Source organism: Acinetobacter sp. ANC 3903 (assembly GCF_002135315.1).
Classification (GTDB): domain Bacteria; phylum Pseudomonadota; class Gammaproteobacteria; order Pseudomonadales; family Moraxellaceae; genus Acinetobacter.
This window is the reverse complement of record NZ_NEGA01000011.1, coordinates 19,576-45,353: the sequence shown is the minus strand read 5'-3', so window position 1 is coordinate 45,353 and position 25,778 is coordinate 19,576. Positions and strand designations below refer to the sequence as shown.

Sequence of the window (25,778 nt, the reverse complement as noted above, 5' to 3'; positions counted from 1 at the left end):
AAACAGCGTTATATAACGCTGTTTTTTTTGCTTGCATGAATCATCCAGACCAGATCACCCAGATGTTCCTCGTTCGAGGTGAAAGGCACGGCTGGATTTTGAAAATACTGTTGCGGTTGTACAATACTGACCTGTTCAAAACCTGCTTGCTGGAAAAATTCCTGTGCTTGCTGCGGATCAATAAAATGGAAACTAAATGCGCTCTTAGACATCCATTTCAATAATTTACTGCATGCCCAAATAAAATTGGCCAGTTTGTTTTTCACCGGTTCTGGATAGATATCGGTAAGGTAATGCAGTTTTTTAAAGTTCTGCCCATAATGATGAATTGCTTTGAGTAATTGCAATAACATGTCTTTGTTAAAGTAATTAATTAGGCCTTCGCTAATGACTACCAAGGGCCGATTCTTGTCAAAGACCTGAAAAGCCTGTGCAAAATCAGCAGTGAATAAATCGACTGATAAAACTTCCGGGCTATTGGCATCAATATGTTTCAGGGCTTTGGTTTTTACTTTCGCCATATCGGGTAAATCAAGTTCACGATAATCAATATGGGGAAACTTCTGCCGGAAATTCCAGCCACGGGGAGAAAGCCCGCTGGCAATTTCAAGTACCTGCAAATCCGGGTACTGTTCAATCAGTTGCGTGAGATGCTGATCAATCATGCGGTGGCGTTGTTTTAATGTGGTACGCATACTGCCGCCGACAAATTTTTCAGCCCAGCTTTCTAAGGGATGCACCAGTTTGGCTAACATTTTCCCTTTAGAGGTCGCAAAAACGGGGTGAGAAATTCCCATGGTGTACCAGATGTATCCGGTGTAATGGGCAGTAAATGAAATATGTCGATGTTCTGAAAGCTGTTGTGTCATGTCATCCTGACCTTATCTGTTTTTTTAGTTTTTAACGTTGGTTGTTTATTGGTTGTTTATTTGTTGAGTTTCTTACATTGCCAGCTCAGCTTATTTTTAGTTTTGACGCAAAGCACAATGAGCTGAATGAAGTAAGTGCATTTTATTTTTATTTATCATAAAGAAAAAGGAACACCTTGTCGTGTTCCTTTTGTCGCATTAATTAAATGATTTTTTAAAGTTTTCGATGCTATCGCGAACTTTTTGCCATTCTGCCCCCAAGTCTAGTGTTTGCCCAACCGTGATTTCTGGAATTTTACCGCGCATACGCTGCAGACGCTGTTGATTGGGTAAAGGTAAATCGCTAATCCCTTCGAGTGCGGTACATGCTGCTGAGCGGTCATTACAAACCAGGCCCATATCACATCCGGCTTTGAGTGCAGCCTGAATACGAGCATCTGCGCCACCAGCAACACATGCGGCTTGCATGGTTAAGTCATCGGAGAACAGCACGCCGTCAAAGTTCAGTTCTTGACGCAGAACTTTTTGAATCCAATAAGGTGAGAAACCAGCAGGGTTCGGATCGACCTGGTCATAAATCACATGTGCAGGCATCAAGGCATCCAACTGTGGCATGAGCTGGATAAACGTTTGCATATCCTTATTATAAATTTCATCATAAGTACGTGAATCTACGGGTGCTGCAACATGGGAGTCTGCCTTGACCGAACCGTGCCCCGGAAAATGTTTACCGGTATTGGCCATGCCTGCACGTTTCATGCCTTTGATGAAAGCACTGGCAAGAGGGACAATATCTTCAATGTTTTTGGCAAAACCACGATCGCCAATCACATCACTGACATCATTCAAGTCCAGGACTGGTGCAAAACTGAAGTCAATCCCAACAGCAAGCACTTCAGTAGCCATCAGCCAGCCACATTGCTCGGCCAAATCCACGGCTTTTTCAGGTTCATTCAGGTAAAGCTCACCTAAACGGCCCATGGTAGGCAGTAAGGTAAAGCCCTGTTTCAAGCGCTGTACCCGGCCGCCTTCCTGATCCACAGCAATTAAAATGTCAGGTCTGATGCGACGCATATGATCGGTTAAGGCACGAACCTGCTCAGGTGATTCTATATTTCGTGAAAATAAAATCATGCCGCCTACTTGCGGTGCTCGTAATAGTTCAATATCTTCTTGAGTAAGTTCTGTGCCAGCGATGTCTAGCATCAATGCGCCAATCATATCGGTGTCCGTGTTGGAATTTTATAAAGAAAAACAATACCCGAATTCTGCAATGATTTGCTACATTTTGACAGTACAGAATATGATAAAACTACACGACATACATATTAAGTTGTTTAAGATTTTGAATATACTCAATTCATGTTAAAAAACGACGATGCAATATTGGTCCAAGACCAAGGAAGTACGAATTATTTATGAAACTTCAGACATTAGCTTGTGCAGTTGCAATCGCGACTGGAGGATTTTTCTTTTCTCATGTAATGAACGAGGCAATTGCAGCTAATAATACAGAGGCAGTTTCTCAATCGATTCAACCTACGCAGGAACAGGCGTTGGTTTCACGCCAATTGGCAACTCTGGTTGACCGCCAGCATTATTTAAATCAGCGTTTAGATGCGGCAACTTCGAATCGTATTCTTGATTTTTATCTAGATAGCCTGGATGCAGACCATACATTATTTTTAGCATCTGAAGTGGAACAATATAAGAAAAATTATGGTGCAAATTTCGGTGCCGCATTAAAAGCCGGGGATTTATCGGGTCCATATTTAATTCATGCCCAATACCGTGAACGCTTAAAACAGTTTTATGAGTTCATGCTGGCTGAGTTGAAAAAACCGCAAAACTTGAAACAAACCAATGTTTATATTGATACTGATCGTGAAAAAGCACCTTATTTCAAGTCTGCAGCAGAACAACGTGCCCATTGGCAAAAAATGTTGGTATCGCAGCTGATTAACTTGAATATTAGTAAGGAAGAAGAGTCTGCGAAGCAAAAAGCCTTAAAAGATGATCCAACTCTGGCCAATGGTCAGGATCTGGCAAGTCCGGAAGATTTAACGCCAGTTCAAACCCTGACCAAGCGTTATACCCGTCAGCTTGAGCGTGTCAGCCGGGTAAAAAGTGATGATGTGCTCGACAAGACCTTAAATGCGATGATGTTGACCTATGACCCGCACAGCAACTATTTCCCGCCTGTTGATGCAATGGAGTTGAATCGTCAAACTACCCTGCAATTAGAAGGGATTGGGGTGTCGATTCGTCCTGAACGCGGCAATGAAGATTACACCAAAATTGAAACTATTGTGGAAGGTGGTCCGGCCAGTAAATCAGGTCAGATCAAACCCGGAGACCGCATTATTGGCGTAGCCCAAGATGGCGATAAAATGGTGGATGTGATCGGTTGGGCCAGCAATGAAGTAGTGGGTCTGATACGTGGCAAGCGCGGAACCAAGGTCAGCCTGCGTTTATTGGGTGCAGGCGCATCTATGGGACAGGCACGTACGGTTAGCCTGGTGCGTGATGTGATTCAAGAAGAAGATGCTGGAGTTCGTTCACGTACCGTAGAGATCAAGCGTGATGGTAAAAATCATACTTTTGGTGTGATTGAAATTCCGTCATTTTATTTGAACTATCGTGCGCGTCGTGCCGGTACGGATTATCGCTCTGTTTCTGAAGATACCAACAATGCCCTAAAAAGCCTGGCAGCCAAGAAAGTAGAAGGGATTATTATCGATTTGCGTAATAACCCGGGTGGCTCGCTTGAAGAAGTTGCGCGTATGTTAGGACAAGTCATCAAATCGGGTCCAGTGGTACAAATTCGCGATGGTAACGGCAATGTCAGTGTGTTTGAAGATGATGACGGTGGTGCACAAACCTATGCTGGTCCATTGGCGGTTATGATTAATCTGGCTTCAGCATCCGCCAGTGAGATTTATTCTGCCGCTATTCAGGATTATGAGCGCGGGATTGTGATTGGCAGTACCACCACCGGTAAAGGAACCGCTCAGGTTCAGCTTGATACCTTGGCCTATGGTCAGGCAACCTTGACCCAGCGTAAGTTCTACCGCGTGACTGGGGGAAGTACTCAAAATAAAGGGGTTGTACCGGACATCAAACTGGTCGATATCTACAACGAAGAGTTTGGCGAACGTAAAGCCAAGAATGCCTTGAAATGGGATACCATTCCAACAGCACCGTTTAAGCGTGAAGGTTCGGTACAACCTTATGTGCAAAATCTGACGCAAATGTCGCAGCAACGCGTCGTTGCTGATCCGCAATTTAAATATCTGGAGCAGCGTAAAGCCATTGCGAAAAAAACCGATGAGCAAAAGCGTGTGGTACTGGATATTGATCAGCGTAAAGCCGAGTTGAATGCACTTGAGCAGAAAACTTTAGAGGCGGAAAATCAACGCCGTAGCATGACGGGTCAAAAGCCTTATGCCAATTGGGAAAGTTACCAGGCTTCTGTTGATGCCCTGATTGAATCTCGTGCAAAAATGAAGGCAACTCAACGCCCTGCATTAGCTGAAGAAGAAACATTTGTGACAGAGTCTGCCAATATTTTATTGGATTATGCGAAATTACAGTCAGCTAAGGCTTCTGCCAAATAGAGTGATTATTTAGCTTTTATCTATTTAAAAAACCAGTCAGTTGATCTGACTGGTTTTTTATTTATGCATGGGGGAATTCATATTTAGCGCTACTTTTAAAAATATGAATGATGTAGGAATAATGATAAAATGTTGAACTATGTTTATTTTGCAAAATGAATAAATTAGAAATAAAAATGAATAGAGCAATTAACACTTGACCAAAATAGAATAGTATTAGATTCTTGTTTTAATTGATTGTTTTTATAACCACTCTTTTGAAGATGAAAATTTTTAGACAGTATAAAGAGTACTAATCACGTGGATTAAAACAAGAAAGATAACCTATACGGAACTTCATATGGTTCATATGCATTATGATTTTAGCCTGGTAATTGTTTCAATAATTATTACTATTTTGGCCTGTTATTTTACAGTTTCATTCGAACAATTATTATTCCGTGGCTTGGGTCAGAAATATGAAAAAATGCTTCTCATCATTAGTGGTCTCACGCTCGGAGCTGCAATTTGGTGTATGCACTTCGCCGGTATGCTCGCTTATCATTTTCCGGTAGATTACTCTTTAGATTATGGTCTTACTTTTGTTTCGTATCTTATTGCGTTTATTGCATCGACCTTTGCCATTTGGCTGACCACGCGGGAAACCTTACCCTTTGGCCGGCTTGTCTTAGGGGCGGTACTGATGGGAATGGGTATTGCCGGAATGCACTATACCGGCCTGATGGCACTGGTCCTCAATCAGCACCAAATTTATTATGATCCTCTGCTGACGATTTTTTCCGTTTTAATTGCAATCGCTGGTTCAGGTTTAACGTTCTGGCTCATTTTTAAATATAAAAATGCAGCACAGAAAAAGCTGCTGATCAAGATTTCTTTGGTATGTATGATGGCGCTGACCATTATCACGATGCACTATGTCGGTATGGGGGCAATTATTTTTCATGCCATTGCTGCAGATCGGATGGTTACACATTATCAAACCGGGCAAGGATTAATTTTATTAAGTGTTATTTTAGTCACCAGTTTAATTTTTCTCGCAGCATTTTGTGTCGCTATATTGGAACAAAGACTCGAAGTCCGGAATATACAGCTCTCTAAAGCCAATCGTGAATTGGCCAATCAGGCCGTGCAAGACAATTTAACCAAATTACCCAATCGTTTATTTCTGGCCGAATATTCACACTTTTTATTTACTGACCCTCGTTATAGCGATGATAAAATTGCTTTTATCTATATCGATTTAGACCGCTTTAAAGCGGTGAATGATGTATTTGGGCATCATGTGGGTGATCAGTTGCTGGTACAACTGGCCAGCCGTATTCAGCACAAGCTGAAACCAAATGAAAAACTGCTTCGTTTAGGTGGAGATGAGTTTTTGATGGTGCTGGAACAGGCCACCCTTGAACATGCCATTGCAAAAGCAGAACAGCTGTTGGGGCAAATTCAGGACAGCTTTTTGATCGCCGGTAAAGAAATTAATATTTCGAGCAGTATTGGTATCGCCCTATACCCAGATCATGGCAATAATTTGCAAGATCTGCTGATTAATGCAGATGCAGCCATGTTGACATCGAAATATCAAGGTAGAAACACCTATTCCCTGTTTAGTTACAGTGCTGATCAGCAGGAGGCCAAAAGTCAGACCAAGCTGATTAATGATTTATATAAAGCCGTTGAAGAACAACAATTTGTTCTGTTTTATCAGCCCAAATTTACCACCCGGGATTATGCAATTTGCGGGGTAGAAGCCCTGATTCGCTGGAATCATCCAAGCTTGGGAATGTTGACGCCGAACATGTTTATAGGTGGCGCGGAAAAAACCGGACTGATTATTCAAATGGGCTATTGGGCACTTGAACAGGCCTGTAAACAAATTCAAATCTGGGAACAGACCAATTCAAACTATTTCCCAGTCGCAGTAAATTTATCCGCCGTACAATTTGAACATAAACATCTGTTTACAACACTAGAAAAATTATTTGCTCAATATCAGATTAATCCCAATCATTTAGCCATCGAAATTACAGAATCCACAGCTATGCATCATGTTGACTCTACCATTCGGAGTTTTGAGCGGTTACGTCAGATGGGGATTAAACTGGCGATTGATGATTTTGGAACAGGTCATTCCAGCTTTTTATATTTGAAGAACTTACCGGTAGATGAATTGAAAATAGATCGGGAATTTATCCGTGATCTGGCAGTCGGTTCAAAAGATGAAATGATTTTAGAAAGTATTATCCAGCTGGCGATAAAACTGGGTCTGGTGGTTACTGCAGAAGGGGTTGAAACACCTTTACAGGCAGACATATTGACCCGTTTAGGCTGTCAGCAATTGCAGGGCTTTCTGTTGGGAATGCCGATGGATGTGAACCGTCTGGAAACAATGGACAAGGCATTATTTACTTAAGATTGGTGCGGACCGAACAAGTTTAGTTCATTTCAAAAGTTTTATGATCTGCTACAATATGGCCAATTTTTTATATTGATCAGTTCTGATCTTTTTCACTGCCATTCTGCAGTAGGTATCTTTCATGAGTTTTAAAGACGAATTAGCGGCGCAGGTCGCACAGCGACGGACGTTCGCGATTATTTCCCACCCCGATGCTGGTAAAACCACCATGACAGAAAAACTGTTGTTATGGGGTAAGGCAATTCAGGTTGCAGGGATGGTCAAAAGCCGAAAGTCAGATCGTGCTGCAACGTCTGACTGGATGGAAATGGAAAAAGAACGTGGTATTTCCATTACCACTTCGGTTATGCAGTTCCCTTATAAAAATCATGTCATCAACTTGCTCGACACCCCGGGGCATGAAGATTTCTCTGAAGATACTTACCGTACTTTAACTGCGGTTGACTCTGCATTGATGGTGATTGACGGTGCAAAAGGGGTCGAAGAACGAACCATTAAATTAATGGAAGTGTGTCGTATGCGCGACACCCCGATTATCTCTTTCGTCAACAAAATGGACCGTGAAATCCGTGAACCATTAGAATTGCTTGATGAAATTGAAAATGTTTTGAAAATCCGCTGTGTACCCATTACCTGGCCACTGGGGACAGGTCGTGATTTTGCTGGCGTATATAACATCCTCGAAGAAAAATTCTACGTTTACAAAGCCGGTTTTGGCTCAACCATTACCGACATTGAAATTCGTGATGGCTATGACTATCCAGACTTGCGTGAAAAAGTCGGTGAGCTGGCTTTTGCTGCCTTTGAAGAATCTCTGGAACTGGTGCAAATGGCCAATGATCCATTAGACCCTGAAGAATTCCTGGCAGGCCGTCAAACACCGGTACTATTCGGTACCGCACTGGGTAACTTCGCAGTCGATCATGTGTTAAATGCCTTTATTCAATGGGCACCAAAACCTAAAGCACATCCTACTCATGAACGTGCTGTAGAGGCGAATGAAGAAGGCTTTAGCGGTTTTGTTTTCAAAATTCAGGCCAATATGGATCCAAAACACCGTGACCGTATTGCATTCATGCGTATCTGTTCGGGTAAGTATGAAAAAGGCTTAAAAATGAATCATGTCCGTCTGGGTAAAGATGTACGGATTAGTGATGCCTTGACTTTCCTGGCGGGTGAGCGTGAACAGCTTGAAGAAGCTTGGCCGGGGGATATCATTGGTTTGCACAACCATGGCACCATCCAGATTGGCGATACCTTTACTTCAGGTGAAAATTTGCACTTCACCGGTATTCCACACTTCGCGCCGGAAATGTTCCGTCGTGTGCGTTTGAAAGATCCTTTGAAATCTAAACAGCTGCAAAAGGGTTTAAAAGAACTTTCAGAAGAAGGTGCAACTCAGGTATTCATGCCACAAATCAACAATGATCTGATTGTGGGGGCAGTCGGTGTGCTACAGTTTGATGTGGTAGCGTATCGTTTGAAAGAAGAATACAAAGTTGATTGTGTATACGAGCCTGTGAACATTAATACCGTGCGTTGGGTTTCATGTGATGATGAAAAGAAATTCAATGAATTCAAGAAAAAGGCGCATGATCAGTTATCGCTAGATGGCGGTGGTCATTTGACTTATCTGGCACCAAGTCGTGTGAATTTGCAATTGATGCAAGAGCGTTATCCAGATATCCAGTTCCGTGCCACACGCGAACACTAAAATAAGCAAAAATAAAACAGCTTCTTTATGAAGCTGTTTTATTAGGTACAATCATTAAGATAAATGAATGACTTGAGAAAAAAGAGTGGTCAGCATGAACGGGAAAATAAGGGCTGCATCCATAATCGCCATTGCTCTGATGCTCAGTGCCTGTGATGCTTCAAAACAAGAATCGAAACAACAAGAGCAGGAACAGTCGCCTACATCGGTCTTTAAAACAGAGCAGGCCGAGGTGTTGCCATATTTAAATATTCAGGAGCAAGAGGCAAAAATTGCCTTGCCTTTTTGTGAAACCAAGAATTGTATTGACCTGAATATTCAAACAGTCCATACCGAAGATGCCTGGTTAAATGACTGGATTGCCAAGAGCCAGGCCAAGGTCATTCAAGATCAAATTGGTCTAAAGCAGGATATGAGCTTGCAACAGGCCATTAATGTCTATGTGAAAAAGTCTGATGCCTGGCAAGCCGAATTTTCCAAAAATAAGCCCTATGAACTGGCAATGTATACCCGTATTGCCTATCAGCGTAATCAGTATGTATTGATGCAGCTAGGAGTGGATACAAAACAAGAAGAAGTAAAAGTGAAAGAACGCTATTATTTCTTTGTGGCTGATCGTAAAACACAGAAAGCAGTGACTTTACTGGATATTCTGGAGCCCAAGCAGCAAAAGGTCATGAATGACATTGTGCAACAGGCTTATCAAAAATGGTTAAAACAGCAAAAGGCTGAAGTAAAACAAAAAGCCCCGAAAAAGCTGTATTGGGGACAGGCAGACTGGTTCTTTGATCAGGAAGGTGTTGGTTTGCATTATCGCACCCATGAAATTGTTAAAGATGGCGCTCAGCTGGATATTTATTTGACCAAAGAACAAACCAAGCAGATATTGAAAGCTGAGGCTTATCAGCATATGTTTTAGTAAGCCGTAATCCATACAGACATCGAGTGAACGTCCATTTACCAGATTCAAGTTATAGGTCAGATGATGCTAAAAAATAAAACAATATTTACCCTAAGCCTTGTTGCTACAGCAATTGCATTAACGGCATGCCAACCTAAACAAGCTGAGCCTAAAGAGGACAAGCCGGCTCAATCGCAAGCTGCTCAACCGGAAGTTTTAAAATTGGCAGGTGACACGGAAAAGTTGACTTTAAATTTGCCTGAATGTGATGGGAATAGCTGTCCTGAAATAAGCATCGAGCGTCTTTCCACTAACCAGACTTTTATTGATGAATTTATCGATCAGCAGATTTTAAAACAGCTGGATCATACTGTAGATATTTCGCCGAAATCGTTGAATGCAAACCAGCATGCGACCACTGCGAGCGGAAATTCGAAAGATTCAAATCCAGCTCAGGCAGATGAACCAGCGGCATCGGCAACTATTGAAACACCGAAACAAAAACTGGAAAAACAGGTGGCACCTTATCTGGATACATTTTTATCGCTGGATAAAGAGCTGAAGGCCTTAAGTGCCAATCATCAGATTAGTCTGATGATTAAACCGAAGATTCTCAATGCCGGACAGCCTTTGGCAACCGTAGTGCTAAATTCGAGCAGCTATCTGGGCGGGGCACATGGTTCATCTTCACAGCACTATTATAATTTTGACCTGAAGAAGAAAAAACTCGTCAAACTGGATGATATTTTGGCGCCAAACCAGAAAGCTGTACTGGAACAGAAAGCTCACGAAGTATTTAAAAGCTGGGTGATTGAGTCCAAGCTGGCAAACAGTGTCGATGAATACGAACAGGCATGGAAATTTACCTTGTCGGATAATTTCTATTTATCGACTCAAGGCTTGATTTTGCAATATGGCGAATATGAAATTGGACCTTATGTGGTGGGATTGCCACGTTTAACCATTCCTTATGACCAGCTGCAAACGGTACTGAAGAAAGCCTATTTGCCTCAGCCTGAAGTAAAAAATCAAGCAGCTGCCAGTGCAGCCAGTGACACTAAAGTCCAATCTTAATGTCTTGTTCACTGTTTGATACCCACACCCATTTTGATGTTCCCGATTTCGATGCTGATCGGGAACAACTGGCACATGCGGCCAAAGCAGTGGGGGTGGAACGCCTGGTTTTGATTGGTTTTATCCAGTCTCGGTTTCAGGATTTATTGCAAAGTCACCAGTTCTTAAATCAATTAGCCGATGCTCCGCAAAGCTATTTAGCTCCGGGATTGCATCCCTTTTATATTGAACAGCATCAAACATCACATCTGGCCGATCTGGAACAACTTTTAAAAACTGTAGATTGTGTCGCAGTGGGGGAAATTGGTTTAGATACCTTTTTAGCACAACACAAGCAGCCAGACATGTTTCAAAAACAACAAGATTTTTTCTCAGCACAACTGGAATTGGCGCAACAGTTTGATAAACCGGTGTTATTGCATATCCGAAAATCGCATGCGGAAACACTGGCGATATTAAAACAGCAGCAATTTAGCTTGGGTGGGATTGCGCATGCTTTTAGTGGCGGGATAGAGGAAGCCAAGGCCTTTATTAAACTGGGTTTTAAAATTGGGGTGACCGGGCAAATTACCAATCCCAATGCTAAAAAATTACATGCCGTGGTTCAGGCCATTGGTGCTGAACATCTGGTCTTGGAAACCGATTGTCCAGATATGACACCTTTATGTTGTCAAAGCTCAACCGAACATCGCACCCGCAATACGCCAGTCAATTTACCTTATGTGCTGGATGGGTTGGCACAATCGCTAAATCTGGATCAGGCCATGCTTGCGACCCGGCTTTGGCAAAACTCCTTAGATGCCTTAAGGCTGACATCTTAAAAAATATTGTAAAACCAGCTTTTATCGCTCAATATTGGTTTTTAACTGCATGATTTGCCTAGAGTCGGTCGTGCTATATGACCGATATTTTATGCAATGTTGCAAAGATTCATTTTCTGTTCTTAAATGCTGTCTATACTCCTTTAAAAATTAAACGACAATAATGAGTGAATTATGCAAAGTAATAATCCTATTTTAACTCGGGTAGAAACCCAGAGTGATTTTAACCAGACCATGACGGTGCAAGGCGCTATCCAAAAGTCGGTGTTATTAACCGTGATTGCTGCTGTAGTCGGTTTATCGTTATTTTTATATAGCTTCTTGACCCTGAATATCTCCATTGCCTATTCCGCTGCAATCGTGGGGGCAATTGGCGGATTTATCCTAGCACTCATCACCACCTTTAAACCGAATACTGCACCGGTATTGGCCATTCCTTATGCGCTGTTTGAAGGTGCATTTTTAGGCGGGATTTCGGTATTGTTTCAGCTGAAATTTCCTGGAGTACCTTTGCAGGCCTTGCTTGCGACCTTTATCACCACCTTGGTGATGTTTGGGCTATACCGTTTTCAAATTATTCGTGCCACAGAAAAATTTAAAGCTGTGGTGATGTCAGCTTCTATTGCTATTGCCATGGTATTTGTGGTGCAAATGGTGATGAGTTTGGCTTTTAGTTCTAGTATTCCTTATCTTTTTGAAAGCAACTGGCTCGGAATTGGCTTTGCCGCTTTTGTTGCGGTAATTGCTTCCCTAAACTTGATTCTCGATTTTGACCTGATTGAATCTGCCGCTGCACAATATGCACCGAAAGCTATGGAATGGTTGTGTGGTATTGCGTTATTAGCGACTTTGGTGTGGATGTATTATTCATTCCTGCGCTTGCTAGGGTTGTTACAAGGGGATGATTAATCCGCTTAACAATGACAGCTAATTAAATAGCGTGATCAATTCAAAAATGCTCCCCCAATGGCGGAGCATTTTTTATGATTTTTACACAACATGTTAAAAAAAGGCGCATTATGCAATTTCGCAAATGCTTCAGACTTGGCATTATGCTTGTAAATTATTTTGAGTGAGATTCACATGGCACAAGGACTATTGGCGGGTAAGCGTTTTCTCATCGCGGGTATTGCAAGTAAGTTATCCATTGCATTTGGTATTGCTCAAGCCCTACACCGTGAAGGTGCGGAACTGGCATTTACCTATCCGAATGAAAAATTAAAAAAACGTGTTGATGACTTTGCTGAACAATTCGGTTCAACTCTGGTTTTCCCTTGTGACGTGGCTGTAGATGCTGAAATTGACCAGGCTTTTGCAGAATTGGCAAAACATTGGGATGGTCTGGATGGCGTGGTGCATTCAATTGGTTTTGCACCAGCCCATACTTTAGATGGCGACTTTACCGATATTACTGACCGTGAAGGCTTTAATATTGCGCATGACATCAGTGCTTATAGCTTTGTTGCGATGGCACGTGCTGCAAAACCTTTGTTAAAAGTTCGCCAAGGTTGCTTGCTGACTTTGACTTACCAAGGTTCTGAACGTGTGATGCCAAACTACAATGTGATGGGTATGGCGAAGGCATCGTTGGAAGCGGGTGTACGTTATTTGGCATCTAGCTTGGGTAGCGAAGGCATTCGCGTGAATGCGATTTCAGCAGGTCCAATTCGTACTCTTGCAGCTTCAGGCATCAAGTCTTTCCGTAAGATGTTAGACCTGAATGAAAAAGTTGCGCCACTGAAACGTAACGTGACCATTGAAGATGTCGGTAATGCTGCATTATTCCTATGCTCGCCTTGGGCAAATGGTATTACTGGTGAAATCATGTATGTCGATGCTGGCTTCAATACAGTCGGTATGAGTGCAGATTTGATGATGGATGCGGAATAATCATTTTCAGTTCCCTCTCCCCGTGGGAGAGGGCTAGGGTGAGGGATTACTTTTTCTCCCTCATCCCGACCTTCTCCCTTTGGGAGAAGGGGAAATATGGCAATAAAAAAGACCGCAAAAGCGGTCTTTTTTATTGCAGTCTACAGCTTGCTTAAGCTTGACCTTCAGCAGCAGCGGCTTGAGCACGTTGCATATTCGCTTCGAATTCGGCATCGAAGTTAATTGGCGTAAGAAGCAATTGTGGGAAGCTTCCTTTCGTTACCATATCATTTACAGCTTCGCGTAAGAATGGGAACAGGATATTTGGGCAATATGCACCAAGAATATATGGAAGACGTTCTTCTTCAACGCTATCAACCAAGAAAATTCCTGATTGGGTTACATCAACGATGAATGCTGTTTCACCCGCGTTGTTCGCTTGAACAACAACTTGTAATGCAACTTCATAATGGGTTGCATCAATTTTTTCTGCAGAAGAAGACAGATTGATGTTTAATTCAGGCTGCCATTCTTTGGTAAATACTTGAGCCCCAGGTACTTCAAAAGAAATATCTTTAGTATAAATACGTTCAAGTGCTAATTGCGGTTGAGCTTGTTGTTCACTCATTTTTTAATCCTTAATATGAGGGTGACTTAATAAAAGTGTTAAGCCAATAATTCGTTGAGTTTTCCTTCACGCTCTAAAGCATAAAGTTGATCAAAACCACCGATGAATTGGTCGTTAATAAAAATTTGTGGAACAGTACGGTGATTGGTGCGTTGCATCAGTTCAACACGTACTTCAGGCGCTTCGTTAGATAAATTAATTTCTTTATATGCAACGCCTTTACGCTCAAGAAGTTGTTTCGCGCGAACGCAGTAAGGGCATACAGTAGTTGAGTAAATTGTTACTTCAGCCATTCAAAATCTCCAAGCGTATTATTTGCTTTTAATCAGCGGTAAGCCTTGCACTTTCCAGTTGTTAATTCCACCGTCTAGACGGTAGCTGTCGGCATGACCCACTTGCTGTAAAGCGGTACCTGCAATTTGACCCAGGTTACAAATGAACACTAGTGGTCGATCCGCAGATTTTAACTCTTCAACATGGCTTGTAATCTGGCTATATGGAATATTACGGCTGCCGCTGATATGACCTTCACGGAAATCTTTTGCATCACGTAAATCAATCAGCATGGCATTTTTAGCTTTCACTAAAATACCTAAAGATTGTGGTGAAATTTTACGACCATTGCGTTGTCCTTCTAAAATGAAGAACAAAACAATCAACACCCCGAGTGTTCCAAACAAGAAGGGGTGATTCCCCATAAATTCGAACCAACGTTCCACAAGTCACCTAATTACAATTTCAAAATTGCGTAGAGTATAGCCTATAAATATGGCGATCAAAATCACCGCTTCAAGTGCTAAGGGTTAAGAAAAATTAATTTTTTTGCTGTGCTTCTGTAATTTCATCAATTAAACGCAAATAACTGTCCAAACGGCGTTGCAAAATTTCACCGCTTGCGGCGGCTTGACGTAAAGCACACTGTTTTTCATGCTTATGGGTACAGTTACGGAACTGGCAATGTCCCAGCAGATTTTCAATTTCAGGAAAACCGTGTTGAACCTTGTCCAGGTTTAAATGCCATAAGCCAAATTCACGAATTCCCGGAGAGTCAATCAGTGCTGCACCTTCACCAAAGGCAATTAAACGTGTAGAGGTGGTGGTGTGTTGACCCAGCGCCGAGTTTTCCGAAATTACATTGGTTTTTTGTGCTGCATCAGGAACCATGGCATTAATCAGTGAGCTTTTTCCGACTCCAGACTGGCCTACAAAGGCAACAGTTTCACCAGCCAAACGTTTCGCCAGTTCAGTTAAATCACCATCAGATTGAGTTTGAATCACTTCATAGCCTAAAGCTTGATATTCTTGCATCAGGGTCAAAATCGGATCATTTTCCTGAATTAAATCTGCTTTATTTAGTACCAATAGAGCCGGAATATCGGCATCGGCACAGGCCACAAGGTAACGGTCGATTAAGCTGGGAGCGACTTCCGGAAAGGAAGCAAACACAATCACGATCAGGCTGACATTGGCAGCCACCGGTTTAACCTTGTGATAACGGTCAGGGCGGGTCAGTAGCGACTGGCGAGGATGAATGGCGGTAATAATGCCGAGTCCGGTATTTGGATCGGCCTGCCATTTGACCCGGTCACCTGTGACCAGTGCTTCCAGATTGGTTCGGGTATGACATCGCCATACACTGCCGATTTCAATCGGTTTCCAGAACGGGTCGGGTTCACCTGTTGCAACGATAGGTTTGGTGGGATGGGTTTCGGGCGCTGAGAGGGCTTGCACTTCAAGTTGACGGCCATAATGTTGAACCACTAAGCCTTCTAGGTCACTTGAAGTGTCGAGTTCTTCTTGACGTGTTTGATGTTGTTTCTGAATGCGACGTTGCTGCTGTTCAGTTAAACGACGTTTACGAATTAAAGCCATTCATATCCTAAAAAAACCATGAATTAAGTAAGGCAAAAATAGCATGAAGCAGGGTAGGAGTTACAGCCAAGTTGCAATAAATTTGCTACTATAGCTGTTTTTAAGCCTAATAAGATTGCACATTTATGAGCAGCACCCCTGATACCCGCCTGATTTGGATTGACCTTGAAATGACAGGTCTGGATACAGATAACGATCAAATTATTGAAGTTGCAACTATTGTGACGGACGATAACCTGAATATTCTGGCGGAAGGGCCGGTGCTGGCTGTTCATCAATCAGATCGCGTGCTCAATGCGATGGATGAATGGAATACCCGTCAGCATGGTCAATCGGGTCTGATTGAACGGGTTCGTCGCAGTAAATTGACCGCTCAGGATGCAGAACAGCAGACGCTGGAATTTTTGAAAAAATGGGTCAATCCAAAATCATCACCGATGTGCGGTAACTCGATTTGCCAAGACCGTCGTTTCTTGCACCGTTTAATGCCGGAAATGGAACAATACTTCCATTACCGTAATCTTGACGTATCTTCAGTCAAAGAGCTGGCGAAACGCTGGCGTCCAGAAATTATGAGCGGTCTGAAAAAGAATGCCTCACATTTGGCTATGGATGATATTCGTGATTCGATTGTTGAACTCAAATATTATCGCGAGTATTTCTTTATCATGAATAAATAAGGCTTTACGGCTAATTCAAGATTCAAAAAAGGGGCGAAAGCCTCACTGCTGTCCCATAGTTGAAGTTCACGTGTCAGATTCGCGAGTGTGGCAGGGATGCCACACATTCCGCATCACGACAGGATGTCGTGTATGCGGAATAAAGACTTTTGCCTACTTTTGGTCTGTCAAAAGTAGGGTTTAGCCTACCCAAAGCCATTTAAACTTTTAAAGAAAAGACAAGGCTGTGAAAAATATAAATATCAAATATTTAAAGATAACAAATCATCAGGCTGATACAGTACTAAAATAAAATTCAAATTATGCGACAGTAGTGGCGAAAGCCTCTTTTTTTATCTTTGTCACAGCTGCTGACGGATGCGAAAGATATAGATTATCGGATTGAGCTGGAATTTGATAAAATGCCTCGGTGTTTTTTAGATACCAGATGACGAATGACTGATCTCCTTGAAGATGATGAATATGACCGCCGCTTTGCGGGTGTAGAGAAAATTTATGGAGATGAAGCCTTTTGCCAGTATGAACACAGCCATGTGATGGTGATCGGTATTGGTGGAGTCGGTTCTTGGGCGGTTGAAGCTTTGGCACGTACCGGTATTGCTGAACTGACCCTGATTGATATGGATGTGGTTGCCGCTTCTAATATTAACCGTCAATTACCTGCCATGACTTCGACCTTGGGACGTGAAAAAATTGAGGTGATGGCAGAGCGCTGTTATTCCATTAATCCACGTATCAAAATTAATCTGGTGGATGACTATTTAACGCCTGACAATGTCAAAGAACTGTTAGAAAATAAACCTGATGTCGTTCTCGATTGCATTGATGATGTCAAAGCCAAATTAGCCTTAATGCTGCATTGCCGATTTAATAAAATTTCTTTGATTGTATCGGGCGGGGCAGGTGGCAAGCTTGATCCCTTAAAAATTCGTGTCGCAGACTTGTCTAAAACTGAACAGGACCCGATGCTGGCCAAATTGCGTAGTCAGTTACGTGCCAAAGGCATTTGCAAAAAGCCGAAAGAAAAATTTGGCATCACCTGTGTTTATTCCATCGATAATCCATTCTCAGGCGCAGAGGTCTGTGCCAGTGCCGGCCTGCGCTGTGGCGGTTATGGTTCGGCAGTAGTGGTGACTTCAAGTTTTGCTATGGTGGCAGTGTCAGAAGTGTTAAAAAAACTGGCACTGAAAAAACCTAAAATTGAATCTGCTCAATCAGTATAAAAATTAAAAGCTCATACAAAGGATGAACTCGATGCTGCGTTATCGAGTTCATCTTGCATCTCAATCATGCTGGAAGATACGCAATATCCACATTTACAGTGAATCTATTTAAAATCTTCCACTCAAGTCCGACAGTTTTTAGCATCTTTATAAAAAATTAAAGGCCAAAATAATAAGCCAAAAGACAAATTACAATAGTCAGTAGAATCAGTTTAATCACGCTCGATGTACCGACCTTGTGCGAAGCATGGGCAGGATGGCTTTTTACATGTGGGGTGGTAGGCGGAGTGCTGGGTGCACCATCCAAGGGATTGGCCACTTCAATTTTTTTAAGTTTTGCTGACTGATAATGATTGGCTACCTTGACGATGAATTTTGCGGTTAAATCATCCAGTTTTTGCGAGAAATGACGTAAATTGAGGCGTTCATCGGTACTGAGTTCACTGCCATCCGCATGATAGGGATGTTGCTGCTTCTGCTCAATATAACTGGATAATGCTTCCAAGCGATGTAGCGTGGTATGCGCATAATCCGCCTGATATTCGCTCGGCAGTAAAGGCAGATATTTACTTTCCGGCAAAGGAGAACCATCTGCATTTTCAGTAGCAGATTGCGGCATTCCATAATATGGAAAATCACGATGCGCAGGTTCAACAAATCCATCGGCAAACTTGCTGTCAAATAATTCGTTATTGGTATAAACCTGAATGTCATCCCAATTCGGCTGTTGCAAATCGGCATCGATACGTTTGGCCAGTTTTGAATTCAGCTCAAAACGCCAGAAGGTTTCCTGGCGACATTGTTCCTGCTGTGGCTTGGGCACTTCGTAATCATTATCGGCGTTATACCATTCGGCCAATTCCTTGCCGAAAATCCAAGCCGTCTTTTTATTGTGTTCGTGACTGACAATAAAATGCGGAATCGCCAGCAGTTCGACATTGGCGTTTGGATTCTGTTCATCACTTAACAGACTGGAACTGTGCAGGTTAATACGCAGCGTTCCTTGTTTTTTTAGACCTTCAAGCCAGATCTGGAAATGTTGTGCGAGTAAATGTTGTGACAGCAGATCGCGGAAACGTAAATTATGCTGGTTAAAAATGGCATGTTGTACCCAATGATTAAAGCTCAAATTTTGGCTGAGATATTCATTGCCATAGGTCACCAAAGTAAGCTGTTGTTTCCAAATTTGATCAAGTGCCATTGTTATTTATCTCATAAATATTGGCTTTATCTTATACTTTTTCTAAATCTGGATGCCAATCTAATTTTTCCTCTACAGGGAACTTCATCAACACGTTCAAAAACTGTTAGAATATGGGGTTTTATTATATTTTTAAATTGTTGCTTTGAGAGTTACTATGTCACTGGAAGCCCTGACCACTGAAGCGCTCGCTGCGATTGCAGCAGCTCAAGACCTTGCTACACTCGATCAAGTACGGGTGCAATTTACAGGGAAAAAAAGCCAGCTCGCGGAACAATCGAAGGCGCTCGGTAAAATGGATCCTGAAGAACGTAAAGTTTTCGGGGCAAAAATTCATGCGGTTCGTGAAGCTATCACTGGCGCATTAACCACACGCCAGGCAGAATTACAAAAAGCTGCACTAGAACAAAAACTTGCTAGTGAAATGATCGACATTACCTTGCCAGGTCGTGGTCAAAGTGTGGGCAGCATTCACCCTGTGACCCAAGTGCAAGAACGCATTTGCCAATTCTTTACCAAAGCCGGTTTTACTGTGGCTACTGGCCCTGAAGTTGAAGATGACTATCACAACTTTGAAGCCTTGAATATTCCGGGGCATCACCCGGCACGTGCCATGCATGACACTTTCTATTTTGATGTAAATCATTTGTTGCGTACCCATACTTCAGGTGTGCAGATTCGTACCATGGAAACACAACAACCGCCTATTCGCATTGTCTGCCCGGGCCGTGTCTATCGCTGTGATTCGGATCAAACCCATTCGCCAATGTTTCATCAAATTGAAGGCTTATACATTGCGGAAAATACCAGCTTTGCAGAACTGAAAGGTTTGTTGATTAATCTGTTGAATGAATTCTTTGAAAAAGACTTAACTGTACGTTTCCGTCCATCTTACTTCCCGTTCACTGAACCAAGTGCGGAAGTGGATATTATGGATGAACGAGGTCGCTGGTTAGAAGTTCTAGGTTGCGGTATGGTGCATCCGAACGTACTTCAAGCTGCGGGCATTGATCCTGAAAAATATAAAGGTTTTGCTTTTGGTCTAGGTGTAGAACGTTTTGCAATGCTTCGCTACGGTGTGAATGACTTGCGTATGTTCTTCCAAAATGATGTGCGTTTCTTACGCCAATTTGCTTAATGGTTTAAATACAGATTTAACAATTTAAAGGTTTATAGAAATCCCCCTAAATCCCCCTTTAAAAAAGGGGGACTTCCACATTCAAAAATAGAGTGCGTGGTTTTCCCCTCTTTTTAAAAGAGGGGTTAGGGGAGATTCAGGAAAATGAATTTATGAAAATTAGCGAAAATTGGTTACGCACTTGGGTCAACCCAGCTATTGATAGTGAAAAACTATCTGATCAATTAACAATGCTTGGTTTGGAAGTTGATGAGCTGGCTCCAGCGGCAAAACCATTTACAGGCGTGGTGGTAGGTGAAGTTCTGACTGTAGAACAACATCCAGACGCAGACCGTTTACGTGTAACCACAGTGAACATTGGATCAGGTGAACCTTTACAAATCGTCTGCGGTGCACCAAATGTACGTGTAGGCATGAAAGCACCTGTAGCCACTATTGGTGCGGTTTTACCAGGTGATTTTAAAATCAAGAAAGGCAAACTTCGTGGTATTGAATCACAAGGGATGCTTTGCGGTGCATCTGAAATTGATTTAGAAGATAAAATTGATGGTTTGTTAGAGCTGCCGAGCGACGCACCAGTTGGTATCAATATTCGTGAATACTTGGAACTTGATGACAATGTTATTGATATCAGTATCACGCCAAACCGTGGTGACTGTTTCAGTATCCGTGGTATTGCCCGTGAAATTGGGGTGATTAACCAATTGCCAGTGACTGCCCCTGAAATTACTGAAGTTGCTGCAAGCATCGCAGATGAAAAGAAAGTTGTAGTATCGACAGAAGGCTGCCCACGTTACTTGGGTCGTGTGATCAAGAACGTCAATACCAAAGCCGTTACCCCAGTATGGATGGAACGTGCACTTGCTCGTTCTGGTATCCGTCAGCACAGTATTTTGGTAGATATTACCAACTATGTGCTCATTGAGCTTGGTCAGCCGCTACATGCTTTTGATGGTGCTAAAGTTCAGGGTTCAGTGCATGTACGTCAAGCGACGGCTGCTGAAAAACTGGTACTGCTGAATGAACAAGAAGTTGAATTGACTGAAGATGTGATGGTCATTGCTGATGATGCAAAAGCACTTGCCATTGCCGGTATCATGGGTGGCCTATCTTCGGCTGTAAGCGATGAAACCACGGAGATCTTCCTGGAATCTGCATTCTTTGCACCATTGCACATTGCCGGTCGTGCACGTCGTTATGGTTTGCATACTGATGCCTCACAACGCTATGAACGTGGTGTAGATTTCGAATTGCCAATCATTGCCATGCACCGTGCATCACAGCTGATTGCTGAATTGGCGGGTGGTGAATTTGGCCCAATCATCACTGCTGAAAAAGCGGAATTATTGCCAACACGTGAAGCGATTGAGCTGAACCAGGCTCAAGTCGATCAATTGCTCGGTTACAAAGTTGAAAGTGATTTTATCAGTGATGCACTACAGCGCCTAGGTTGTGTGGTGACTGTAAAAGCACAAGGCGAGTGGACTGTCGTTCCTCCATCACATCGCTATGACATGGCCATTTATCAGGACTTGATTGAAGAAGTTGCCCGTATTCACGGTTATGACAACATCCAGATCAGTTTGCCTGTAATTGATGTGAAACTTGCCAAATATCAAGATCAGTTTGAATTGCCGCAACTTCGTCAAACCTTGGTGACTTTAGGTTATCAGGAAGCAATTAGCTTTAGCTTTGCCGATGCCAAACTTGAAAAGCAATTGAATCCTGCGGTAAATCCATTGATGTTGGCCAATCCAATCTCAAGCGAATTGGCTGCAATGCGTTCAACTTTGTTATCCAGCTTGATTCCATGTGTGCAATACAATATCAACCGTCAGCAAAGCCGTGTGCGTTTCTTTGAACTTGGTTTACGTTTTGATTATCAAGATGCACAAAGCATTCATGATCTTAAACAGATTCCGACTTTGGCATTAATTGCAGTCGGTGCGAAAACCGCTGAATCTTGGCATGGCAAAGCACAGCCAATCGATTTCTTTGACCTGAAAGGTGAGGTTGAGGAAATTTTAGCGGCAGGACGTGTCAAAGTTGAATATGTGCGTTCAGAGCGTAGCTGGTTACATCCTGGACAATCTGCTGAAATTTTAGTTGATGGTAAGTCTATTGGTTACCTCGGTCGCTTACATCCATCTTTGGAAGATGAGCTCGATTTGGGGATCACTTGGGTTGCTGAACTTGATCAAAAGGCTGTTTTGCAAACTTATGTATCTAATTTTACAGAATTATCACGTTTTCCATCGGTTCGACGTGATATTGCGCTTTTAATTAGTGATAAGATTAATGTTAGTGAAATTCAGCAACTTATCGGACAAACGGGTGGAGAGTTGTTAGACTCGACTTGGTTATTCGATGTGTATACTGGACAAGGGGTAGAAGAAGGGAAACGCTCACTGGCATTTGCCCTTCTCTGGCAGCATCCAAGCCGTACATTGGAAGATGCTGAAATTAAATCAGGTATGGATAATATCCTTCAAGTGTTGGAAAACACTTACCAAGCGACATTGAGGGCTTCATGACAGCACTAACAAAAGCAGAAATGGCTGATCATTTAAGTGAGCTCACGAGTTTAAACCGTCGTGAAGCTAAACAAATGGTCGAGTTGTTCTTTGATGAGATTAGCCAAGCGCTAATCTCAGGTGAACAAGTTAAACTTTCGGGTTTCGGTAACTTTGAGTTGCGTGATAAACGTCAGCGTCCAGGTCGAAATCCGAAAACCGGCGAGGAAATTCCAATTTCAGCACGCCGTGTAGTCACATTCCGCGCAGGACAGAAATTCCGTCAGCGCGTAGGAAATGAGCAGATCGATTGATCTGCTTTTTTTTGTTTTAAGTTTTTAAGAGGTTTCTTTATTTTGAACAGATAAGGAAGAGTGTTGTTTGAAGATTAGATATTTTCATTCAGTATTATTTTATTCAGTATTGTTTGATTGACCTTTATTTGAAGCATAAAAAAAGAGAGCCAAATGGCTCTCTTTTTTTACTGAATAATCGTAAAGATTATTTAGCAGCAGAAGCAGCAGCTTCAGAAGCAGCTGGAGCAGCGTCAACAGCAGAAGCAGCAGCTTGAGTAGCAGAAGCAGCTTCAACAGTAGCAGCAGAAGCAGCAGCAGTAGCTTCAGATGCAGCTACAGTAGCTTCAGATGCAGCAGCAGCAGCAGGAGCTTCTTCAGTTTTTTTAGCACAACCAACGAAAGCTAAAGTAGTAGCAACTGCAGCAGCAATAGCGATTTTTTTGAATAACATGGCATCACTCTCTAAAATATGAGATTAAAAAAAACCTATGTTAGCCTGTTGAGTGCTTTTATTCTTCCTAAAATCTGTTAGGCAGTAACAATGCAGAGGCAGTCTAACTGGTCTGCGAATATGCTATCACTGCGCATTTTGAATTACTACTAGGGCACCGTTAAAAAATGCAAAAAAAGATAAAAAATGAGCATTTTTTTAACAGAAAATAACAATCAATAGGGAGGTTTATATTGGATAAATACTAAATAACTCGCTAAAAATTATGGTTTTTTAAAGTTAATATTTTTAAGAGTTTTTAACTTGCATATAAAGTTTACAAAGAAAATGGTTGATTGTAGCTTTATGTAAATAAAGTCAACCAAATAAAAAGGCTATCGTTAACGATAGCCTTTTAGAGAAAAAAAGAATAACAACCAGTTTAATTAGTCGCTTTACGCTTCATTTGATCAAAGAAATCATCATTGGTTTTGGTTTCTTTCATACGGTCTAGCAAGAATTCCATTGCTGCCAATTCATCTTGGGTATGCAGCAGCTTACGTAGAATCCAAACTTTGCGAAGGTTATCTTCACTCATGAGGCGTTCTTCACGACGTGTACCCGATTTCTTGATGTTCATTGCAGGGAACACACGTTTTTCAGCAATACGACGATCAAGCGTGATTTCCTGGTTACCAGTACCCTTGAATTCTTCATAGATCACTTCATCCATCTTACTGCCTGTCTCAATCAATGCAGTAGAGATAATGGTGAGTGAACCACCTTCTTCAATATTACGGGCAGCACCAAAGAAACGTTTTGGACGCTCTAACGCATGTGCATCCACACCACCAGTTAACACCTTACCTGAAGAAGGAATCACAGTGTTGTAGGCACGTGCCAGACGGGTAATCGAGTCAAGCAGAATGACCACGTCTTTTTTGTGTTCAACCAGACGTTTGGCTTTTTCAATCACCATTTCAGCCACTTGTACGTGACGAGCAGGGGATTCATCGAAGGTTGAGGCAATTACTTCACCACGAACGGTACGTTCCATTTCAGTTACTTCTTCAGGACGTTCGTCAATCAGAAGCACAATCAGGAAACATTCAGGATTGTTACGTACAATCGATTGCGCGATGTTTTGTAACAACATGGTTTTACCGGCTTTTGGCGGAGCCACAATAATCGAACGTTGGCCTTTACCAATCGGAGCCACCAGGTCAACTACACGTGCAGTCAAATCTTCAGTGGTACCGTTACCAAGTTCCATCACCAATTGTTCAGTCGGGAACAATGGGGTCAAGTTTTCAAACAAGATTTTGTTGCGTGAGTTTTCAGGCGTGTCGTAGTTAATTTGATTAACTTTTAAAAGTGCAAAATAGCGTTCGCCTTCTTTAGGTGGGCGAATTGTGCCGGTAATGGTATCACCAGTGCGTAAGTTGAAACGGCGAATTTGCGATGGGCTGACATAAATGTCATCCGGGCCTGCAAGATAAGAACCTGCTGCAGAGCGTAGGAAACCAAAACCATCAGACAGAATTTCCAGAACACCATCACCAAAAATCTCTTCGCCATTCATTGCATGGCGTTTTAAGATGGCAAAAATGATGTCTTGCTTGCGGTTACGAGCCATTCCTTCCAGGCCCATAAACTCGGCAATCTTGATGAGTTCGCCAATCGGTTTTTTCTTGAGTTCAGTTAAATTCATAGGGGGTCAGATAGAATCAAAATTCTGGGATATAGATGAGAAAAGGGAGCAACATTGAGCCGCTTACACGCAATAAAAGTAACGCAATTGTATTTGCACAATAACAATTCAGAGGTCTGATACATTGTTTCGAAGAGAAAAGTGTAAAAACAATTTCTGTTGCCGAGCGGCGATCTTATGTGTTGTGTCTTGTAAGAAAATGGCGGATTAAAAATCCTTTATTCCTTGAACATGCAATATAAGAGCTAATCAAACTTTTGTCAATTTATAGACGAAAAAAATACGCTATCTGGAGATAGCGTATTAGATTCAATCATTCTACTTTAAATTAGATATTTTCTTCAATAAAAGCAGTCAATTTAGATTTTGGTGCAGCACCGACTTGTTGCGCTACAACTTCACCATTCTTAAACATCAATAGTGCAGGAATGTTACGGATATTGTAGTTTACTGCAGTCGCTTCACAAGCAGTTACGTCAACTTTAACAACTTTTACTTTGCCTTCAAATTCTGTAGACAATACTTCTAGTACAGGTGCAATCGCTTTACATGGTGCACACCAGCCTGCCCAGAAATCGACAAGTACAGGTACGTCAGATTGTAAAACGTCAGCTTCGAAGTTCGCATCAGTTGTGTTTACGATATTGCCAGACATGGATATGCTCCAGATAAAATTTTAAGATAGTTTTATATCTATAAGTATTACATAGCCTGGTTTAACTATGTAGGGGGATATGTAAATTTTCCGTGATTATCTTAAGTTTGTCTAATTGATGCTCACGATATTGAGCATCGTATCCAGCAATTA

The 25,778-nt window shown here is 42.1% G+C and carries 23 protein-coding genes; 13 read left to right on the top strand and 10 right to left on the bottom strand.

The window, feature by feature from the left end:
• Positions 1–8: 8 nt before the first annotated feature.
• Positions 9–869: a class I SAM-dependent methyltransferase gene (locus B9T29_RS10060; RefSeq protein ID WP_086175799.1), complete on the bottom strand. Its 861-nt coding sequence runs from the start codon at positions 867–869 to the stop codon at positions 9–11.
• Positions 870–1,067: 198 nt separating this feature from the next.
• A complete protein-coding gene (gene nagZ, locus B9T29_RS10055; protein WP_086175798.1) occupies positions 1,068–2,090 on the bottom strand; it encodes a beta-N-acetylhexosaminidase in 1,023 nt (340 codons plus the stop codon).
• Between the two features lie 197 nt (positions 2,091–2,287).
• Here nagZ and B9T29_RS10050 point away from each other — a divergent pair, with 197 nt between their 5' ends.
• The 8 genes from B9T29_RS10050 (at position 2,288) to B9T29_RS10015 (ending at position 13,299) form a co-directional block, all read left to right on the top strand.
• Positions 2,288–4,486 (top strand): carboxy terminal-processing peptidase, encoded by a 2,199-nt coding sequence (locus B9T29_RS10050; protein WP_086175797.1) that lies wholly within the window; start codon positions 2,288–2,290, stop codon positions 4,484–4,486.
• 340 nt (positions 4,487–4,826) lie between these two features.
• Complete coding sequence (locus B9T29_RS10045) at positions 4,827–6,896, top strand: putative bifunctional diguanylate cyclase/phosphodiesterase (protein ID WP_086175796.1); 2,070 nt, start codon at positions 4,827–4,829, stop codon at positions 6,894–6,896.
• A 124-nt stretch (positions 6,897–7,020) separates the two neighbouring features.
• A complete protein-coding gene (locus B9T29_RS10040; RefSeq protein WP_086175795.1) occupies positions 7,021–8,613 on the top strand; it encodes a peptide chain release factor 3 in 1,593 nt (530 codons plus the stop codon).
• A 94-nt stretch (positions 8,614–8,707) separates the two neighbouring features.
• A complete protein-coding gene (locus B9T29_RS10035; RefSeq protein WP_086175794.1) occupies positions 8,708–9,532 on the top strand; it encodes a hypothetical protein in 825 nt (274 codons plus the stop codon).
• Between the two features lie 66 nt (positions 9,533–9,598).
• On the top strand, positions 9,599–10,588 hold the full coding sequence (locus B9T29_RS10030) for an RsiV family protein (protein ID WP_086175793.1): 990 nt from the start codon (positions 9,599–9,601) through the stop codon (positions 10,586–10,588).
• Positions 10,588–11,409 (top strand): TatD family hydrolase, encoded by an 822-nt coding sequence (locus B9T29_RS10025; protein WP_086175792.1) that lies wholly within the window; start codon positions 10,588–10,590, stop codon positions 11,407–11,409. Before B9T29_RS10030 ends, B9T29_RS10025 begins: the two co-directional genes overlap by 1 nt.
• Positions 11,410–11,583: 174 nt before the next feature.
• Positions 11,584–12,318: a Bax inhibitor-1/YccA family membrane protein gene (locus tag B9T29_RS10020; RefSeq protein ID WP_086175791.1), complete on the top strand. Its 735-nt coding sequence runs from the start codon at positions 11,584–11,586 to the stop codon at positions 12,316–12,318.
• Between the two features lie 174 nt (positions 12,319–12,492).
• Positions 12,493–13,299: an enoyl-ACP reductase FabI gene (locus B9T29_RS10015; RefSeq protein WP_086175790.1), complete on the top strand. Its 807-nt coding sequence runs from the start codon at positions 12,493–12,495 to the stop codon at positions 13,297–13,299.
• Positions 13,300–13,450: 151 nt separating this feature from the next.
• Here the strand turns inward: B9T29_RS10015 and secB are convergent, their stop codons facing one another.
• From secB to rsgA, 4 genes are all read right to left on the bottom strand, one after another.
• A complete protein-coding gene (gene secB, locus B9T29_RS10010) occupies positions 13,451–13,906 on the bottom strand; it encodes a protein-export chaperone SecB (RefSeq protein ID WP_086175789.1) in 456 nt (151 codons plus the stop codon).
• A 38-nt stretch (positions 13,907–13,944) separates the two neighbouring features.
• The gene (gene grxC / locus B9T29_RS10005; protein ID WP_086175788.1) at positions 13,945–14,199 is read right to left on the bottom strand and encodes a glutaredoxin 3; all 255 of its coding nucleotides are present in this window, start codon (positions 14,197–14,199) and stop codon (positions 13,945–13,947) included.
• Between the two features lie 18 nt (positions 14,200–14,217).
• Positions 14,218–14,625, bottom strand: a complete 408-nt coding sequence (locus B9T29_RS10000; protein ID WP_086175787.1) for a rhodanese-like domain-containing protein — start codon at positions 14,623–14,625, stop codon at positions 14,218–14,220.
• A 94-nt stretch (positions 14,626–14,719) separates the two neighbouring features.
• On the bottom strand, positions 14,720–15,778 hold the full coding sequence (rsgA, locus tag B9T29_RS09995) for a small ribosomal subunit biogenesis GTPase RsgA (RefSeq protein WP_086175786.1): 1,059 nt from the start codon (positions 15,776–15,778) through the stop codon (positions 14,720–14,722).
• Positions 15,779–15,903: 125 nt separating this feature from the next.
• Here rsgA and orn point away from each other — a divergent pair, with 125 nt between their 5' ends.
• Both orn and B9T29_RS09985 read left to right on the top strand, forming a co-directional pair.
• Entirely contained in the window at positions 15,904–16,458 is a 555-nt protein-coding gene (gene orn, locus B9T29_RS09990) for an oligoribonuclease (RefSeq protein ID WP_086175785.1), read from the top strand.
• 434 nt (positions 16,459–16,892) lie between these two features.
• A complete protein-coding gene (locus B9T29_RS09985) occupies positions 16,893–17,681 on the top strand; it encodes a ThiF family adenylyltransferase (protein WP_086175784.1) in 789 nt (262 codons plus the stop codon).
• 157 nt (positions 17,682–17,838) lie between these two features.
• Here the strand turns inward: B9T29_RS09985 and B9T29_RS09980 are convergent, their stop codons facing one another.
• Entirely contained in the window at positions 17,839–18,882 is a 1,044-nt protein-coding gene (locus B9T29_RS09980; protein ID WP_086175783.1) for a hypothetical protein, read from the bottom strand.
• Positions 18,883–19,039: 157 nt separating this feature from the next.
• Here B9T29_RS09980 and pheS point away from each other — a divergent pair, with 157 nt between their 5' ends.
• The 3 genes from pheS to B9T29_RS09965 all read left to right on the top strand — a co-directional run bounded on the left by pheS (position 19,040) and on the right by B9T29_RS09965 (position 22,847).
• On the top strand, positions 19,040–20,020 hold the full coding sequence (pheS, locus tag B9T29_RS09975) for a phenylalanine--tRNA ligase subunit alpha (protein ID WP_086175782.1): 981 nt from the start codon (positions 19,040–19,042) through the stop codon (positions 20,018–20,020).
• A 152-nt stretch (positions 20,021–20,172) separates the two neighbouring features.
• Complete coding sequence (gene pheT, locus B9T29_RS09970; RefSeq protein ID WP_086175781.1) at positions 20,173–22,554, top strand: phenylalanine--tRNA ligase subunit beta; 2,382 nt, start codon at positions 20,173–20,175, stop codon at positions 22,552–22,554.
• A complete protein-coding gene (locus tag B9T29_RS09965) occupies positions 22,551–22,847 on the top strand; it encodes an integration host factor subunit alpha (RefSeq protein ID WP_004649746.1) in 297 nt (98 codons plus the stop codon). Before pheT ends, B9T29_RS09965 begins: the two co-directional genes overlap by 4 nt.
• Before the next feature lie 187 nt (positions 22,848–23,034).
• Here B9T29_RS09965 and B9T29_RS09960 read toward each other — a convergent pair whose 3' ends face one another.
• The 3 genes from B9T29_RS09960 to trxA all read right to left on the bottom strand — a co-directional run bounded on the left by B9T29_RS09960 (position 23,035) and on the right by trxA (position 25,625).
• On the bottom strand, positions 23,035–23,280 hold the full coding sequence (locus tag B9T29_RS09960; RefSeq protein WP_086175780.1) for a hypothetical protein: 246 nt from the start codon (positions 23,278–23,280) through the stop codon (positions 23,035–23,037).
• A 421-nt stretch (positions 23,281–23,701) separates the two neighbouring features.
• Positions 23,702–24,970: a transcription termination factor Rho gene (rho, locus tag B9T29_RS09955; RefSeq protein WP_005007569.1), complete on the bottom strand. Its 1,269-nt coding sequence runs from the start codon at positions 24,968–24,970 to the stop codon at positions 23,702–23,704.
• A 328-nt stretch (positions 24,971–25,298) separates the two neighbouring features.
• Positions 25,299–25,625, bottom strand: a complete 327-nt coding sequence (gene trxA, locus B9T29_RS09950) for a thioredoxin (RefSeq protein WP_086175779.1) — start codon at positions 25,623–25,625, stop codon at positions 25,299–25,301.
• Positions 25,626–25,778: the final 153 nt, after the last annotated feature.